Here is a 17,252-nt window from a genome sequence, read left to right on the forward strand (position 1 = left end):
AATTAATAGATGATAAGGAGTGCTGAAGATGGACTTTAAAAGACTTGGAAATAGCGGATTACAGGTATCCGCATTAGGACTGGGAACGAACGCTTTCGGCAAACGTGCGGATCAAGAGACCTCCATTCAGATTGTACATGCTGCGCTCGATCATGGAATTAATTTCATAGATACTGCTAATATTTACGCTGGCTCAGAATCCGAGCGAATCATCGGTCTGGCCTTGGAAGGCAGGAGACATGAGGCTGTTCTCGCAACTAAAGCAGGTTTAGTCAAAAATGAGGGTCCTAACGGTAGCGGCTCCTCCCGTCGCCATTTGCTGCAGGAGCTTGAAGATAGCCTTCGCCGCCTTAAGACGGACTATATCGATCTATACCAGATTCATACCTTTGATCCCTATACGCCGCTTGAAGAAACCTTACGAACCTTGGACGATATGGTATCCTCGGGGAAAGCCCGCTATATCGGGGCCTCCAACTATACAGCATGGCAATTAATGAAGGCGATTGGGATTAGTGAAGCACGCAACTTCACCAAGTACACTTCAATTCAGTGCAGCTACTCCTTAGCAGACCGGACACCGGAGAATGAGCTCCTTTCGCTCTGCCTGGATCAAGGTGTAGGGATCATTCCATACTTTCCACTAGCTGGCGGGATTCTCACAGGCAAATATAATACAAGCGACTCAGCGCCATCGGGGTCCAGAGCAGATACCGATCCTAATTTCAAAAGATTCCTTGATGCTGACCGGATCAAGCTCGGAAGCCAAGTGAGTCAAATTGCTGAGGAAATGGAAACCTCATCTACCGCGCTCTCCTTAGCTTGGCTTATGAATCGGCCTGCCGTCTCGACGGTTATTGTCGGGGCTACACGTGTGGAACAGCTGGAACAAAATTTGCTTAGTACCTCACTTGTACTTAATGAAGAAACTTCGGCCAAGCTGGATGAAGCCAGTGATTCCTTCCGTTATCGCGAGCCGTTCGCTTTTTACCGGCTCCCATAGAGTCGTATGCTCTAACTTCTTACAAGGATGGAGGAAAGATTAATGACAACCTATACAGCTGACAGCATTCAAGGAATGCTTGAAGAGCATAAGAATTTTTTTAATAGCGGCGTAACTAAGGAGGTTTCTTTTCGTCTCCAGCAGCTGCTCAAGCTTAAGAATATTATTAAACAATACGAAGGACGTATCATCACCGCACTACAACAGGATTTAGGAAAAGGTGAGTTCGAAGCCTATGCCACAGAAATCGGCTTTACGTTGGACAGTATCGGCTACATGATGAAACATCTTAAGCGTTGGGCGAAGCCTGTAAAGGTTCGATCGCCGCTGCACTTATTTCCTGCAAAAAGTTATATTTTAAGTGAGCCTTACGGCACAACGCTCATTATTGGCCCGTTTAATTATCCATTTCAGTTGCTGATTGAGCCCCTGATCGGCGCCATTGCCGCTGGTAACTGCGCTGTCCTCAAGCCATCTGAGAGCACACCTGCCATCTCGTCCGTGGTTGAACAGCTTATTCAAGAGACCTTCGAGCCGCAGTATATCCGCGTAATTCAAGGGGAAAAAGAGACCACTAATTTGCTGATCCACGCCAAGTTTGATTATATTTTCTTTACGGGCAGTGTGCCTGTCGGCAAAATCGTAATGGAAGCGGCAGCGAAAAATTTAGTGCCTGTAACCTTGGAGCTTGGCGGGAAAAGCCCGGTTATTGTTGATAAGACCGCTAATCTTGATATTGCAGCGAAACGGATTGTCTGGGGCAAGCTGCTGAACGCGGGCCAAACCTGTATCGCACCGGATTATCTGTTAGTCCACAAGGATATTGCCAAAGAATTGATCACCAAACTCAAACATCACATCACTGAGTTCTACGGTCAGGATGCACAGCCTAATACAGATTATGGCCGGATCGTGAATGATCGCCAGCTGCAAAGACTTGCTGACCTCATTGCGCGAGATCAGAGCAAGGTGATTATGGGCGGCACCATCGTGCCAGAAGAACGTTATATTGAGCCTACTTTAATCTATCCTGCCACTTGGACGGATGCTGCTATGGAAGATGAGATCTTCGGTCCGATCCTCCCAATATTGGAATATCATCAATTGGATGAGGCCATTCAGAGTATTAATGAACATCCAAAGCCACTGGCACTATACCTATTTACGGAGGATAAGAGTGTAGAACAAGAGGTGCTGTCCCGGGTCTCATTCGGGGGAGGGTGTATCAATGATACGATCTCACATGTGGCGAGCACTTATCTTCCGTTTGGTGGAGTAGGAAACTCTGGAATCGGGGGTTATCACGGGAAGTATAGCTTTGAGGTCTTCTCCCATCATAAAAGCATCGTCAAGCGAGGCACACGGATCGACCTCGGAATCGTGTATCCTCCTTATGGCAATAAAGTGAAGCTGGTTCGAAAAGTAATGAAATAAACAAAGCAGCAAACCTCCCATGATCGGGAGGTTTGCTGCTTATCAGGGTAACTACGCAAACAGCTCTAACAATTTCTCAACACTTATCTCTGCGGTGGAAGCCAGACATAGATCCGCGGTCCCGGTTACGAGCGCCACTCCAGCTCCCACTGACCTCATACCAGCAGCATTAATTGCGGCTATTCCTTCCTCGGTATCCTCAATCGCCACACAGCAGTCTGGGGATATGCCCAGCATCTCCGCAACCTGCAAGTGAATCTCTGGATCTGGCTTGCTTCTACGCAAGTTGCCAGGGTCAGCCACCGCCTGAAACCAATGCCCGATCTGCAAGCGTTCGAGAATCAGCAGCGCATTCTCATTCACTGAAGCCAGTCCGATAGCAATCCCTCTTTGCTGCAAATCGGACAACACGCTGTGGATACCCGGATACAGCTCAGCAGGCGTCATTTGCTGAACCAGCTGTCTATACTTCTCGTTCTTTTTGTTGCAGAGCATTCCCTTTACCGGTTGCGGCAAATTCAGTCCACTACTCTCCAGAATGACTTCTAAAGATTCCATTCGACTTAGGCCCTTAAGACTCTTATGCTTCTCTCGATCAAAAGAAAGCGCAAGTTCATCCGCCAGATCCTTCCAAGCCTCATAATGATACTCTCCAGTGTCAGTAATTATCCCGTCCAGCTCGAAAATAACAGCTTCAAGCTGCTTCACATTCGAAAGCCTCAGCGGCTTCTGTGCAGACAACTGTATAAGGTTTCCCTTATGCATAATCTCAAGCTCTTCGCCCTCCAGCAGTGTATAGATCACTTCTGTATCACTCACAAAAATATCCAATAGCTGTCCAGCGCATGTTATTTTAAACCGATAGCTCTCCCACTGCGCTGGCACACTAGGATTAAATGATAACATCCCGCCGCATAAGCGCATGCCACCAAAACCATTCACAATCGACAGCCAGGAGCCTGCCATAGCAGCAGTGTGCAGTCCATCCTTTACGTTGCGGTTGATATCATCCAAGTCCATCCGTACCGTGCGGTCAAAATAGGAATAGGCTCCCGTCAAATCACCAATCTCAGCAGAGATTATACTGTGAATGCACGGTGACAATGAAGAATCATGCGTCGTCAGCGGCTCATAATAATTATAATTCCGGATCTTATCCGCCAAGCTGAATTGGTCACCCAGTAGAAACATCGCCATTACCAAGTCCGCCTGTTTCAACACCTGATGACGGTAAATTACCAGCGGATGGTAGTTGAGCAGCAGCGGATATTTGTCAGCTGGTGTATGCTCGAAATCCCATTTTTTCTTGGAGAGAAACGTGTCGTCTTGAGCATAAATGCCAAGTCCCTCATCAAAGGGGATAAACATTTTGTCCGCCGCTTCCAGCCACACTAATGTCTCATGCTCAGTCAGACCGATTTTTTGCTTCAGGCGTTCAAAATGCTCAGGATACTGCTTAGACAATATCCCTGCCATCTCGTGTGCATAATAAAGCTGATCCTGTACCATAAAGTTGGTGTATGCATTATTGTTGACGATAGCTGTATATTCATCAGGACCGGTTACTGCATCAATACAAAAGACACCGCCCCTAGCCGGATTAAAGTACCCCAAGTCCAACCAAAAGCGGGAAGTTTCGAATAAAATTTCCGCTCCCTTCGTAACCAAAAAATCATAATCTCCGGTAGCCAGTACATACTGCTTGATGGCATACGCAATATCCGCATTAATATGCATTTGCGCCGTGCCTGCCGGGAAATACGCAGAGTTCTCTGCCCCGTCTATAGTCCGCCAAGGGAACAAGGCTCCCTTCTGCGACATTACCGCTGCACGCTCCCGTGCTTTGTCTAACGTGGCATAACGAAATTCGAGCAGCTTTCGGCTAATCTCCGGCTGTGTGAACGTAAAGAAGGGCAGCATATACATCTCGGTATCCCAGAAATAGTGCCCTTCGTATCCTTCACCCGTTAATCCCTTGGCTCCAATATTCGTAACCCCATCACGGCCTACGGATTGAAGCAGTTGAAAAGCATTAAAGCGAATGCCCTGCTGAAGCGCAAGATCACCATGAATCTCCACATCCGTATGTGCCCAGTATCGATCCAGATAAGCCTGCTGTTCCTGGGCAAGCGCTTCAAACCCGCTATGGTCTGCTAAGTGTAATATTTCAGTACTTCTACTAAGTAGTTCGTCTTCTGGATAATCTTTAGAGGTATGGTAAGAGATATATTTGGTTAGCGAGACGCTTTCCCCACGCTCCACCGGGACGACAAACTGCACGGATAATTTCTGCCCCTCATGCTGCACGGTCCTTTTACCCTCAGATCTTGAATCGAGCTTATGACTTACCCCTGTTAATAAGGCAAACTGGGTATGCCGCGTCCGCTGCTTCATCCATAAGAAGGACTGTCCCGGTTCATGACCGGTATCCTCCAGGAGCAGACTGGGCTCCTTGCCTCCCGAGCCCAATCTGGGATCATCCGTTACCTTAGGTTTTTGGATCTTGCCGTCGATGGATGAAGTGAAGGTAAGCACTCCGCTGAAATTCAGCACTTTAACCTCATAATCTATCGCCGCCAGATGTTTGTGCTGCAAAGTCACCATCCGCCGGATATGAAGCTGTACCCGGTGACCAGCTGGAGATTCCCATTCTACCTGCCGATGCAGAACCCCGCTTCGCATATCCAGCTTTCGTTCATAATGGTGCACTTGCCCACTGTTTAACTGAAAGGTCTGCCCTTCAATACTCAGTTCAATAATCTTGGCATCTGTTACGTTCAGCATCGCTTGATTGCGGGATGGATATCCGTACGCTCCTTCTGGATATACAATGGGCTCCGAATCAAAAAAACCATTCAAATAATTGCCGGTTACAGACGAGCCTGAGCTGCCGTGGTAACCTTCTTCGAAATTACCGCGCATACCAATATATCCATTGCCAAGAGCAAAAATACTCTCGCTTCTTTGATTGTTCTCTTCACTATAAGCTTCCTCATCAAGACTCCACTCCCGGTAAGGATATACCGCCGCCGGATGTACGTATGGTTTCATCTTCATCTCTCTAAGCTCCCCCTGATCACAGTTTCATTCGGGTTCTAAATCATTAACCTTTCACCGACCCACCCATAAGCCCTCTGACGAAATACTTTTGCAGCAGGAAAAAAATAGCGAGCGGCATCAGCATAGAGATAAATGCAGCCGAAGTAAGTAAATGCCAATCGTTGCCTCGTGAGCCTACTAAATCGGCAATTTTCATCGACATGACTTGCACAGACGGTTGATTGCCGATAAAAATCAATGAGACTAAATAGTCATTCCACACCCATAGGAATTGGAAGATCCCGATAGAAGCCAGTGCTGGCACTGATAGAGGCAGAATTAGCCTACTGAATATAGTGAAATGACTTGCCCCATCCATGAAAGCCGATTCGAACAAATCCTTCGGCAATTGACTGATAAAGTTGTACATAAAGTACGTAACCAGCGGTAATCCAAAAGCCGTATGCGCCAGCCAAATTCCCAGATAACTTCCGTTTAGCCCAAGTGCGGTATAATCCTTAAGCACTGGAATAAGCGCAACCTGTATCGGAATGACGAGCATTGCAATAATGATCACAAAAAGGATTCTGCGCCCAGGAAACCGCAGCCAGGCAAAAGCATATGCAGCAAAAGAAGCGATCAGCACCGGAATAACTGTTGCTGGAACAGCAATCGTTAGCGTATTCCAGAAGGCCTGTGACAATCCGGAGCCTTTTTGCACCGTTTCACTACCATCAGCCTGTTTCAGCTTGTATTCCTTACCGGAAAGCACATTATTATAGTTATCCAGCGTGAGATCCGGTGTCATCTTCCAACCTTGTATCTGTTCATTTACGGTACGTGCTCTACGATTCTCCCACATAAGCCGGCTGCCATCTGCCTTCACGCCAGCCTTCAGCTCATCATCTGTATAAGTTTTACCGTTCACCTCAATTGGCTCCCGAAGATCCACATCCTTGGATAGCTGAATCGTCTCTCCAGCCTTCCACTCCTGATGAGGAAAAGCTTTCCACCATCCGGTTTGCAGAATGTCAGCAGCCGGACGGAAGGAGGAAATAAATAGCCCAAGAGTCGGAAGCAGCCAAATAAAACAGATCACACCCAACACGATATTTACAACCGTTTTGCTGCCTTTTCTCTTCTTTTTGCCAGCCATTAGAATCCCCCCTGCTTACGGAACTGACGTAGATTGATTATGATTACAGGCAGCACCGCGATCAGTAGAACAATAGCCAGCGTGGAGCCGTAGCCGAAATTACGGTACATAAAGAATTGCCGGTAGAACTGTGTAGCAACAACCTCTGTATCGTATTGACCTCCTGTCATCACCATGACGACGTCAAATATTTTCAACGTAAAGACGATAATGGTCGTTGTCACTGTCAGAATGGTTGATGAAATATATGGAATCATGATTCCAAAGAAAATCTTCACCTCATTTGCTCCATCCACTCGTGCAGCTTCCAAAATGTCGTCAGGAACCCCTTTGATTGCTGCCGAGAAAATCACCATTGCAAATCCCGTCTGCATCCAGATCAAAATGATAATGAGGAAAAAGTTATTCCATGGCTGAAGCATACTCGTCCAGGCTTGGGGTTCTCCCCCAAAATAAGTAACGATTGCGTTCAACAGCCCGATTTGTTCGTCACCCGGTTGATAGTAATATACGAATTTCCAAATGACTCCTGCCGCTACAAAGGAAATAGCCATCGGCATAAAGATGATCGATTTGGCGATTTTCTCATAGCTGCTGCGATCGGCAAGAATAGCAATTAAGAGCCCGAATGCTACACAAGCAAGCGTGCCAACGAATACCCAAAGTAAATTGTTACGCAATGCCGTTGCCATCAGATGATCGCTAAAGATCGCTGCATAATTGCTCAGACCCACAAATTTTTCTGAAGAAGCATTAAAAAAGCTCAAATATAATGTTCGCAGTGCAGGCAGGACCAGTAACCAGCCCAGAATAATCACTGCCGGACCAATAAAGATATAAGGCAGCACCTTTCGCCGGATATGATCAGGGTACTGCTCAACCGCCCAAGTCAGCGTATAGTAAATCAGATAAACACCTAGAACTCCCCAGAGGACAGCCAGAACCGCTGTTAGCAGCGGATTTAATGTGGAATCCCGGAAGAATAAAAAGATTGCGCCGTTAACAACAATATTCGCTAACAACACAACTAGGGACAGCAATACCGCCTTCAGGCTGACGGTTGGCCTAGCTTGTGGTTGTGTTGGCATTTGTGGCTGTGGCTGTGATTGTGCACCCATATTAGCTCCAGCTCCTCCTATAAGTTTTGCGGAGCAAAACTCTTATCATAAGCATCGAACTCACTAGTTAGAAAACAAAAAGAGGGGCAGACAATCCTCTTTTCTCACTGCCCCTCTTTTTACTGTGCGCTTTAAATATTAGGTTAGTTGTTCCAGCCGGACTGGATTTGTTCCAAGGCTTGATCCAGTGTCGCTGTACCGCTCACATAGTCGGTCATCCCTTTCCAGAAGGTGCCTGCACCCACTTTACCTGGCATCAAATCAGAGCCATCAAAACGCAGTGTGGAAGCATCTTGAACCAACTTCGCCATCCGGCGATCAGATTCAGAGGTATACCAATCAAGGGAAGCATCATTCATAGGAGCAATTACGCCGCCAGATTGTACCCAGCTCTTAATCGACTCTCCAGTGGTGAAGAATTCCATGACTGCACGAACCTCTGGACGATCGTTGAACATAGCGTAAATATCACCTGCAACCAGCACTGGTTTACCATATTGCGCATCAATTGGCGGCAAGTAGAACCAATCATAATCCTGATCAACCTTTGCCGTTTCAGGGAAGAAGCTTGTAATAAAGTTACCGAGCATATTAAACCAGGCTTTAGGCGGATCAGTGAACATTGGCGCTGGGGCATCCCCGAAGGATGTCGTCACGATAGACTTAGCACCACCGTAAACATAATCCTTGTTAAGCCAAATTTTAGACATGATTTCAACAGCATTTTTTACTTCTGGTGAAGTAAATGGCAGTTCACCTTTTACCCACTTATCGTAGTTCTCAGGCGTAGTCGTACGAAGCATTATATTTTCGACCCAGTCTGTTGCTGGCCAACCCGTTGCAGCACCACTCTCAATGCCAATAGCCCAGGCAGGATCGCCATCCTTGGCAATTTGTTCAGTGAGTGCCATCAGCTCATCCCAAGTTTCAGGAACCTTGTAACCTGCATCATCAAATTGTTTCTTTGGATACCATACCAAGCTCTTTACATTACTGCGGTTCCAAATCCCCGCCATGATCTTCCCGTCTTTTCCGTCCATCGTAGACATATCGAGCCAGCTCTTGTTGTAATTAGCCGTCAATTTGTCTTGATCCAGCACACTGGTCAAATCGATAACCTTGCCCGTCTTAGCAATCGATGCCAGCAATCCCGGCTGCGGGAAGTCAGCGATATCAGGAGCATTTCCGCCGTCCACCCGAATATTTATTGTTGCTTCGAACTCCTTGGAGCCCTCGTATTGAATATCGATCCCTGTCTTCTCTTCAAATTCTTTAATGCTGCTCTCAAATTTCACTTGGTCAGCATCTACGAAGGGTCCAAACATGGTTACTTTAGTCCCTTTATATTCACCTTTCATCGCTAAATCTAACGGGGAACCCGAAGGTTCAGCACTAGGTGCATTTGTCGCTTTCTCGGTGTTATCTGCTGTTGGGCTGACTGTTGCCGCCGGTGGATCTGTAGGCGCCGCATTATTGTTGCCTCCGCCGCATGCGCTCAGCGTCATTGTGAAGGATAAACACAGTACTAAAGCCAACGACTTTTTACGTCCTGAGATCTTCTTCATCTTTTGTACATCCCCTTTAATGGTTATAGAGATAACATCATATTCAATCATCCGGGCACCCTGGCATGTATTAGCAGCTTGTAGCAGATCACCTCCTTGCAAAGCTTTTCAGAAGATAGGTAAATATCCTAAAATCAAACTCCATCACAAATGTAATTTAATAATAGCGCTTACATTTTTTATATTATCATAATTAGTAACCGTTTCCAATCGGAAAATGAGATGTTTTTCATAAGAATTCATACTATTTTCTATCCTAACATTTAAATTTTAATTAAGACCGATACATGGCTCTGAAAAGCTTTTCAGAAGAAGGTCACAAAAATAAAGAGCCTTTATTTTTCCCGCGTGGATTCCCGCACAATCAGCTTATGCTCCATCTTTTCATTCAATACCTGGACACCACCTGTTGTGAGCAATTCATGCAGCATCTCCGCCGCACGATACCCTAACTCATAAATCGGCTGTGCAATCGTGGTCAGCTTTGGAATGAACATACTCGACATCCGCAAATTATCAAATCCAATCACAGATACCTGCCCCGGAACTAGAATATTACGATCCTTCAGATAAGAAATCGTCCCCATTGCAAATTCATCAGCAACACAGAAAACAGCGGTCAGCTCGGGATAATCAGTAAACAACTCATGCGCAGCTTGATAAGCGTGTTCGAACCTGTGATTGGCATATTTGCTCTTCACAATATTCTGCTGTAGTCCAAACTCTGTTAATGCTCTTACAAAACCCTCATAACGAGGCGGGCCAGATACGGAGTTATCATGGTTAAAACCAATCATGCCAATGTCCTTATGCCCTAAATCAATCAGAAACTTTACCGCATCGTAAGCCGCCTGTTCATCATCCACCTCCACAGATGGAATGTCGTACTCATCAGAATGCGAGGATACCAACACAAAAGGAATTCTACAACCGACTAATTTGTCATGTGTCTCAGGATAAAGGACATCACTGGCGAACACGATCCCATCCACCTGCTTCTCATGAAAGTTATCGATGTAAGACAACATCCGTTCTTTGTCGCGGTCCGTATTGCAGATCATTAAACTGTATCCGAGCTTGATGCATGCATCCTGCATTCCCCGAATAACCCCTGCGAAATACAGGTTCTCAATATCCGGAATCAGCAGGCCCAGTGTAAAAGACTTCTTGTAGATCAGGCCGCGTGCAAACGCATTTGGTTGATATTGCAAACGTTCTACAGCCTCCATCACTCGATTCCGTTTGCTCTCTACGACCGTATTCGGTGCATTCATAACCCGCGATACGGTGCTGATCGACACCTCCGCCATTCTGGCAACATCTCTTATGGTTGGCTTCATAACGATAACTTCCTTTTTTTCAGGTAACTTTTCGATGTGATTATAGCAAGCCCGTTAAGAAATAACAATAGATTTTTTAAAGCGCTTACATTTTATTTTAAAGACATACTTATTCCTTATCTAATCATTACAAAGTGCGTATAACTTACTTAAAGTGTGTATATAGTTTTATTACATGGTATACTAGGCGAGTAGCATTATTCGCAGCTACAAATACTGCTCTAGACTATCTGAGCGTTTATTATAGGAGGGATTACATTGAAACAACAGCGCGATATTCGATTCTCCGTACTGGACTTAGCCTCTATTGTGGAGGGTGGCACAGCGGCAGACTCTTTTCATAACTCTTTAGCTTTAGCTCAACATGCTGAGGCATGGGGCTATCACCGGTATTGGTTTGCTGAGCATCACAACATGATTGGTGTTGCCAGTTCTGCTACCTCACTCTTAATTGGCCACATTGCTGGCGGCACAAAAAGCATACGCGTAGGCTCTGGAGGCATCATGTTGTCCAACCACGCACCACTTGTCATTGCGGAACAATTCGGGACCCTCGAATCCCTATATCCAGGACGGATTGATTTAGGACTGGGCAGAGCCCCAGGATCCGATCAACCGGCTTCCCGTGCGCTACGCCGTGGTCTCGGAAGCGACGGCAGTGACTTCCCCGAGCAGTTAAGTGAGCTCAGAGCCTACTTCGATCCTGCAGGTGCAGGATCACGACCGGCTGGGGTTCGTGCTGTTCCTGGTGAAGGCTTGAATATCCCCATCTGGCTGCTGGGCTCCAGCGGTTTTAGTGCTCAGCTGGCAGGGAAGCTAGGTTTACCTTTTGCTTTCGCCAGCCATTTCGCACCAGAATATTTACTACAAGCTTTACACATCTACCATAGTAATTTCCGTCCTTCAGCAGCACTCGACAAACCTTATGTGATGGTCGGAGTTGGCATTACAGCAGCCGATACCGTGAATGAGGCAAGACGACTGGCTACCTCGCAGCAGCAGCAATTCCTTAATATCATCCGCGGACGTACGGGGAAGTTACAACCACCGGTTGATAGTATGGAGGGGCTATGGACGATGCAAGAAAAAGCAGCCATGCTTGAGAAACAGCGTTACTCTTTCGCTGGTGATAAAGCAGCAATTAAAGAACGGCTTCAAGAAATCCTGCAAGAGACACAGGCCGATGAATTGATTGTTTCTGGTGGAATTTATGATCCTAACGCTCGTCTACGCTCTTATGAGATTGTAGCCGACGCTATGAAGGAAATCTAATTTATCATCATAATTAAGGCAAGACGATAGGTCTGGTATCGGGGTTTGAGCCCTATTCCAGATGTATGTCTTGCCTTTTTATTTTGCATTCATAATCGTTCTCAATAAAACACAATAAAAACAATGAATTACATAAAAATAAAGAGTTAAATAGAGAAAACTGGTGTAAACCCATTAATAGAATTGATATTTGACCAAATATGATGGATTTCCTTATAATATCCCATTTTTGTTTAGATATTATTTTGATTATACTTTAGTTATTCGCTATAACGAACGAATTGGCGGTATATCTCTACCCTCTCCTTCCACTTTCACGGAGATTCCTGTATACGCACAAAAAAGTGGTTCTGTGAGATACTACTTATTTCGACAATGTTTGATGAAAAATCCGATTAGAAGAGAAGAATTTGCCGGAAGCCCGCAAATGATGTCTACAAAATTTAATATGGGGTTCAGGAGAAAGGAGCGAGTAAAGTGAAGAAGAAATATCGCTCGGCTTTCATAGCTGCTTATATCCTGACTATTCTAGCAGGAGTCATCTGGCATGCTGGCGGAGTTAGTGCGCAAGATACCATTAAGCTTACGGTGAATTCGCATACGACAAGCACAGCCACCATGAACAATATGCAGCCTGGTGATGAAACGAACTCAGAATACACAATTATTAACGCAGGTAGTGAGGGCTTTAATTACTATGTGGACTTCAAATTCATCTCTGGAGACGCAGAATTATACGATATTCTCCAAATGACACTCGAAAAAGAGGGAGTAATCATCTATTCAGGGGTGATGAGTGAGGCTGCCGGAAGAGTTGCCATCGGTTCACTTGCCGGGGGAGAACAAAGTGTAATTCAAATGGATGTAATTTTCCCGTGGGAAGCAGGGAACGAATATCAAGGGAAAACCACCACTGTAGCCTTTGAGTTCTCCGCTTCTGGAGGACCGGAGCCATCCGCTCAACCTAGTCCTTCACCGACAGCGACGGCCACAGCTCAGCCTACACCGGAGCCATCACCTACAGCGACTGCTACACCTACTGTAGTGCCAACTACGACACCTACTGCCACGGCTACAGCTACACCTGAAGCTTCACCGACCGCAACAGCTTCACCAACCACGACACCTACAGATCCGCCGACGACTACCGCTTCACCAACTGCGGCACCTACGAATACACCGACGGCTACTTCGCCAACGGCAACAGCAGCTGCCACACCAGGGCAATCAACGACGCCAACACCATCGCCAATACCTACAGCTTCACCAGTAGTAGATGAAATTAGTGTCACTGAAGCGCCGATCCCACTGGGTGGAGGCGATAATGAGCCGACAGCATCACCAAGTGCTGGCAGCCAAACTACCAGTGCAACACCGCAGCCAAGCAATGAAATCGCCCTGCCTGATGATGAGCTTCCACTGGGAGCACCAGAGGTTGGCAACAAGCTTCCAAATACCGCTGAGCCTTGGTATAACTTGATTCTTGCCAGCTTAGCCATTGCGGTACTCAGCGTGATTATCATGCGCAGATTGAAATCGAAGAAATAACCACATTTTGCAGCATAAGTCTGGAGGTGAGAGAGTATGAAGAAGCGTAATGGTGTCTTGCTAGCCGTGAAGCTAATCTTCATACTCTCTTTAGTTGTGTTGATTTACTCGGTTGTACAAGTGGTCAAAGCACCGCTCGAAGCTAAACAGGCTTTAAATGATTGGGCAAAAAAGAGGGAGGAAGCTGTCGCCCGCCCCCTTTCTGCCGAAGAAATCCCTCTTCCCATGGGAATGATCAGTTCAGCCAAGGAACAGCCGCACCCCGCTCATTCCTATTCAGAAGGTGAAATCATAGGAGAGATTCGTTTCCCCAAATTAAACAAAAAGATCGCAGTGCTAGAAGGCACGGAAAGCCCCGAGCTAAAAAAGGGAGCCGGACATTATAAAGGCAGCGCAGCTATCGGTGCCACCGGCAACAGTGTGCTCGCAGGCCACCGCGATACAGTGTTCCGTAATCTGGGAGAACTCGTCGCTGGAGATCTTATCGAGCTGGAAAGTACCGATGGGACTTTTACCTATGAAGTAACAGGCAGCACAATTGTTGACGGGGACGAACGTGGTGCTATAAAGCCAAGTAATAAGGCCATCCTCACATTGATTACCTGTTATCCCTTTTCATATGTGGGATCTGCACCGGACCGTTATTTACTTTCAGCGAAGTTAGTGAAACAAGAAATATTGCCGCATTAAACTTAAATATTACCTCAATCTTCTTCCTCAGGGATGAGACCTTATATGGAAAGTGATACTATATATATACAATAGTAAAGAGGAGATGACCCAAGGTGAAGAAAGAGGTTGTAGAACGGTTTATTTCGTATGCACAAATGGATACCCAATCGAATGAAGATAATGAGACTTGCCCATCCACTCCGGGACAGATGGTTCTGGCCCACAAGCTGGTTGAAGAGCTTAAGGAAATCGGCATGGAGGAAGTCCAGGTGGACGAGCATGGCTATGTTATGGCGACACTCCCTGCGAATACGGACAAGGATGTTCCGACCATTGGTTTTTTAGCCCATTTGGATACGGCGACTGATTTTACCGGAACGAATGTGAAGCCACAGATTATCGAGAACTATGATGGTCAAGATATTCTTTTGAATAAAGAGCTGAATGTTGTATTATCCACAGCGAGCTTTCCGGAGCTGGCGGAATACAAAGGCCACACCTTAATTACAACCGACGGCACGACCCTGCTTGGCGCAGATAATAAAGCCGGTATTGCTGAGATTATGACCGCCATGCATTACCTCATTCAACATCCAGAAATCAAACACGGCAAGATTAGAGTTGCCTTCACACCAGACGAAGAAATCGGCCGCGGGCCTCATAAATTTGACGTAGCCGCTTTTAATGCTTCCTATGCTTACACTGTAGACGGAGGTCCACTCGGAGAATTAGAGTATGAAAGCTTTAATGCTGCGTCAGCCAAAATCTCAGTCTACGGCGTTAATGTTCACCCTGGGACTGCAAAAGGAAAGATGATTCATTCCGCCAAAATCGCCATGGCACTTCATCTCAGACTCCCTGCTGAGGAAGCGCCCGAATATACAGACGGTTATGAAGGCTTTTATCACCTAAGCTCTATAGAAGGCACACCTGAATTCAGCAAGCTGCAATATATCATCCGCGACTTCGACCGTGAGAAATTCGAGGCACGTAAAGCATATCTCTCAGCTGTCGTAGAAGAATTCAAAAACATCCATGGTGAAGAGAACATCGTGCTTGAAATGAAGGACCAATATTACAATATGCGTGAAAAAATCGAGCCAGTGCGTCATATCGTCGATATTGCCCATGAGGCGATGGAGAACCTTAACATCACACCGATCATCCGCCCGATTCGCGGAGGTACAGATGGCTCGCAGCTTTCCTACATGGGCTTGCCGACACCTAATATTTTCACCGGAGGCGAGAATTTCCATGGCAAATTCGAATATGCGTCTGCGGACAATATGGTAAAAGCGGTAAATGTTATCGTGGAGATTGCTAAGCTATTCGAACAGAAAGCCTAAAGCATTATCCGCATCACTCCTTTAAAACACCAAAAAATCCCTGTAGAGGCCGATCCAGACCTCTCAGGGATTATTAATGTTCATAGGCTATTCGATTAGCATCTTTCTTCCGGCGGCGTGTCCTTCCAGATCACGTTTTCTCCGTAATTTTTACCCCAATCATACATCAATCGAAGGACAGGAAGCAGACTTTGGCCATATGATGTCAGGGAATACTCTACTTTTGGCGGAACCTCAGCGTACACTTTTCTTAGAACCAGCTGGTCCTCTTCGAGCTCGCGAAGCTGATTGGTCAACATTTTTTGCGTGATATGAGGAATTAGCTTCTTCAGCTCGCTGAATCGCTTTGTCCCTTCAAGCCCTAGATGCCAGAGGATAATCAGCTTCCATTTCCCTCCGATCACCGCAAGCGTCAATTCCTTCTCACAGTTAATTTCCTTCAAGTTTATGCGATCTTTAATCTCGGTTGCCATACCTAAAGCGCCTCCTCTCTCCTGTTATCATACTAACACAAAAACGAATAACCTCCTCATTGGAAGGCATTCGTTTCTGTACGTTCACTCTAAATTAGCATGCTTGCCGAACATTTGCTGATTCGTCTGCCCCGTCTTCTCCATCATTCGCAGAATAATAGCATCATAAAAGACCAACATCGTCTGTTCGAATAAAGAAGCCATCGGCTGGATCGTGCTGTAGCTTCCACTGGCCGGATCTTTTGGAGATCCCGGCAGCTTCACTGTGTAGCCCGCTAAACGTCCAACCGTCGAATCCGGCGCAATGGTAACGGCAACAACTTCTGCGCCTACCCCTTTGGCTTTCTCAGCCATAGAGATCAACCCTTTTGTCTCACCGGAACCGGAACCGAGGACTAACACATCCCCCTGTTCAATCCCCGGAGTCACCGTTTCGCCTACAACGTAAGCCTCTTTACCAACATGCATTAACCGCATAGCAAAGGCCCGTCCCATCAATCCAGATCTGCCCGCTCCAGCCACGAAGATCTTGTTGGACTGAAGCAGCAGCTCAGCCATTCGCTCAGTCTCTTCTTCATCAAGCTGAGATATGGAGCGCTGGAGCTCCTCTATAATTTGCTGCGCATATTTCATTGTAATCTTAAGCCTGACTAACTAGACGTTTCATTTCTGCTGCGGCAGCCTTTTGATCCGCTTCACCTGTGATGCCTCCGCCAACGATGACAAGATCAGGGTTCGCGGCGATCACTTCTGGAAGTGTGCTTAGCTTGATCCCTCCAGCGATAGCTGTTTTAGCCTGCTTAACCACACTCTTAATCGCATTTAAATCTGCAAAAGAATTTTTACCTTCCGCTTGATGGTCATATCCAGAGTGTACACAGATATAGTCTACGCCAAGTGCGTCTACTTCAGCCGCTCTTGTTTGGATATCCTTCACATTAATCAGATCAACTAGAATCTCTTTATTGGTTTTCTTCGCTTCCTCCACTGCACCTCTAATGGTAGAATCATCAGAAACACCAAGTACAGTAACGATATCCGCGCCCGCTTCCACAGCCTTCATCACTTCATATCCACCTGCGTCCATGATTTTCAAATCCGCCAACACAGTCAAAGCTGGAAAAGCCTCTTTGATTGCCTTCACTGCATGTAACCCTTCATTTATAACGATAGGTGTTCCAATTTCAACGATATCTATAAATTCGGCAACTTTTGAGACAACCTCTTTCGCTCCCGCAATGTCCACTAAATCCAACGCTAATTGTAATTTCATATTTATTTGCACT

At 46.2% G+C, this 17,252-nt stretch carries 14 protein-coding genes; 6 read left to right on the plus strand and 8 right to left on the minus strand.

Annotated features, from left to right (window positions below):
- Positions 1-28 precede the first annotated feature (28 nt).
- Positions 29-1,003, plus strand: coding sequence for an aldo/keto reductase (locus MHH50_RS29520; protein WP_340033787.1), 975 nt, complete (start codon positions 29-31; stop codon positions 1,001-1,003).
- Positions 1,004-1,045: 42 nt separating this feature from the next.
- Positions 1,046-2,437 carry an aldehyde dehydrogenase gene (locus MHH50_RS29525; protein ID WP_339170390.1) on the plus strand — a complete coding sequence of 464 codons (1,392 nt, stop codon included), beginning with the start codon at positions 1,046-1,048 and terminating at the stop codon, positions 2,435-2,437.
- A gap of 51 nt (positions 2,438-2,488) precedes the next feature.
- Here the strand turns inward: MHH50_RS29525 and pgmB are convergent, their stop codons facing one another.
- From pgmB to MHH50_RS29550, 5 genes are all read right to left on the minus strand, one after another.
- Positions 2,489-5,494 (minus strand): beta-phosphoglucomutase, encoded by a 3,006-nt coding sequence (gene pgmB, locus MHH50_RS29530; protein ID WP_340033788.1) that lies wholly within the window; start codon positions 5,492-5,494, stop codon positions 2,489-2,491.
- A 46-nt stretch (positions 5,495-5,540) separates the two neighbouring features.
- Positions 5,541-6,632, minus strand: coding sequence for a carbohydrate ABC transporter permease (locus MHH50_RS29535; protein WP_076124061.1), 1,092 nt, complete (start codon positions 6,630-6,632; stop codon positions 5,541-5,543).
- The gene (locus tag MHH50_RS29540; protein WP_340034653.1) at positions 6,632-7,720 is read right to left on the minus strand and encodes a sugar ABC transporter permease; all 1,089 of its coding nucleotides are present in this window, start codon (positions 7,718-7,720) and stop codon (positions 6,632-6,634) included. Before MHH50_RS29540 ends, MHH50_RS29535 begins: the two co-directional genes overlap by 1 nt.
- Positions 7,721-7,893: 173 nt before the next feature.
- Positions 7,894-9,315, minus strand: a complete 1,422-nt coding sequence (locus tag MHH50_RS29545) for an ABC transporter substrate-binding protein (RefSeq protein ID WP_038574978.1) — start codon at positions 9,313-9,315, stop codon at positions 7,894-7,896.
- A gap of 335 nt (positions 9,316-9,650) precedes the next feature.
- The gene (locus tag MHH50_RS29550) at positions 9,651-10,655 is read right to left on the minus strand and encodes a LacI family DNA-binding transcriptional regulator (RefSeq protein WP_036682112.1); all 1,005 of its coding nucleotides are present in this window, start codon (positions 10,653-10,655) and stop codon (positions 9,651-9,653) included.
- A gap of 258 nt (positions 10,656-10,913) precedes the next feature.
- Between MHH50_RS29550 and MHH50_RS29555 the strand changes: the two genes are divergently transcribed.
- From MHH50_RS29555 to pepT, 4 genes are all read left to right on the plus strand, one after another.
- Complete coding sequence (locus MHH50_RS29555; RefSeq protein WP_081383185.1) at positions 10,914-11,927, plus strand: LLM class flavin-dependent oxidoreductase; 1,014 nt, start codon at positions 10,914-10,916, stop codon at positions 11,925-11,927.
- 477 nt (positions 11,928-12,404) lie between these two features.
- On the plus strand, positions 12,405-13,475 hold the full coding sequence (locus MHH50_RS29560; protein ID WP_340033789.1) for a hypothetical protein: 1,071 nt from the start codon (positions 12,405-12,407) through the stop codon (positions 13,473-13,475).
- Between the two features lie 36 nt (positions 13,476-13,511).
- A complete protein-coding gene (locus MHH50_RS29565) occupies positions 13,512-14,165 on the plus strand; it encodes a sortase (RefSeq protein WP_076278274.1) in 654 nt (217 codons plus the stop codon).
- A 95-nt stretch (positions 14,166-14,260) separates the two neighbouring features.
- The gene (gene pepT / locus MHH50_RS29570) at positions 14,261-15,493 is read left to right on the plus strand and encodes a peptidase T (protein ID WP_076220750.1); all 1,233 of its coding nucleotides are present in this window, start codon (positions 14,261-14,263) and stop codon (positions 15,491-15,493) included.
- Positions 15,494-15,588: 95 nt separating this feature from the next.
- On the opposite strand, the gene MHH50_RS29575 is transcribed toward pepT, so the two are convergent.
- The 3 genes from MHH50_RS29575 to hxlA form a co-directional block, all read right to left on the minus strand.
- Positions 15,589-15,966 carry a helix-turn-helix domain-containing protein gene (locus MHH50_RS29575; RefSeq protein ID WP_036682121.1) on the minus strand — a complete coding sequence of 126 codons (378 nt, stop codon included), beginning with the start codon at positions 15,964-15,966 and terminating at the stop codon, positions 15,589-15,591.
- Positions 15,967-16,050: 84 nt separating this feature from the next.
- Positions 16,051-16,599 (minus strand): 6-phospho-3-hexuloisomerase, encoded by a 549-nt coding sequence (gene hxlB, locus MHH50_RS29580; protein ID WP_076191679.1) that lies wholly within the window; start codon positions 16,597-16,599, stop codon positions 16,051-16,053.
- A 7-nt stretch (positions 16,600-16,606) separates the two neighbouring features.
- Positions 16,607-17,239 carry a 3-hexulose-6-phosphate synthase gene (gene hxlA, locus MHH50_RS29585; RefSeq protein WP_036682127.1) on the minus strand — a complete coding sequence of 211 codons (633 nt, stop codon included), beginning with the start codon at positions 17,237-17,239 and terminating at the stop codon, positions 16,607-16,609.
- Positions 17,240-17,252 lie beyond the last annotated feature (13 nt).

The sequence above is a fragment of the Paenibacillus sp. FSL H3-0302 genome, from assembly GCF_037982245.1.
In the GTDB taxonomy this organism is placed as follows: Bacteria; Bacillota; Bacilli; order Paenibacillales; family Paenibacillaceae; genus Paenibacillus_AQ; species Paenibacillus_AQ odorifer.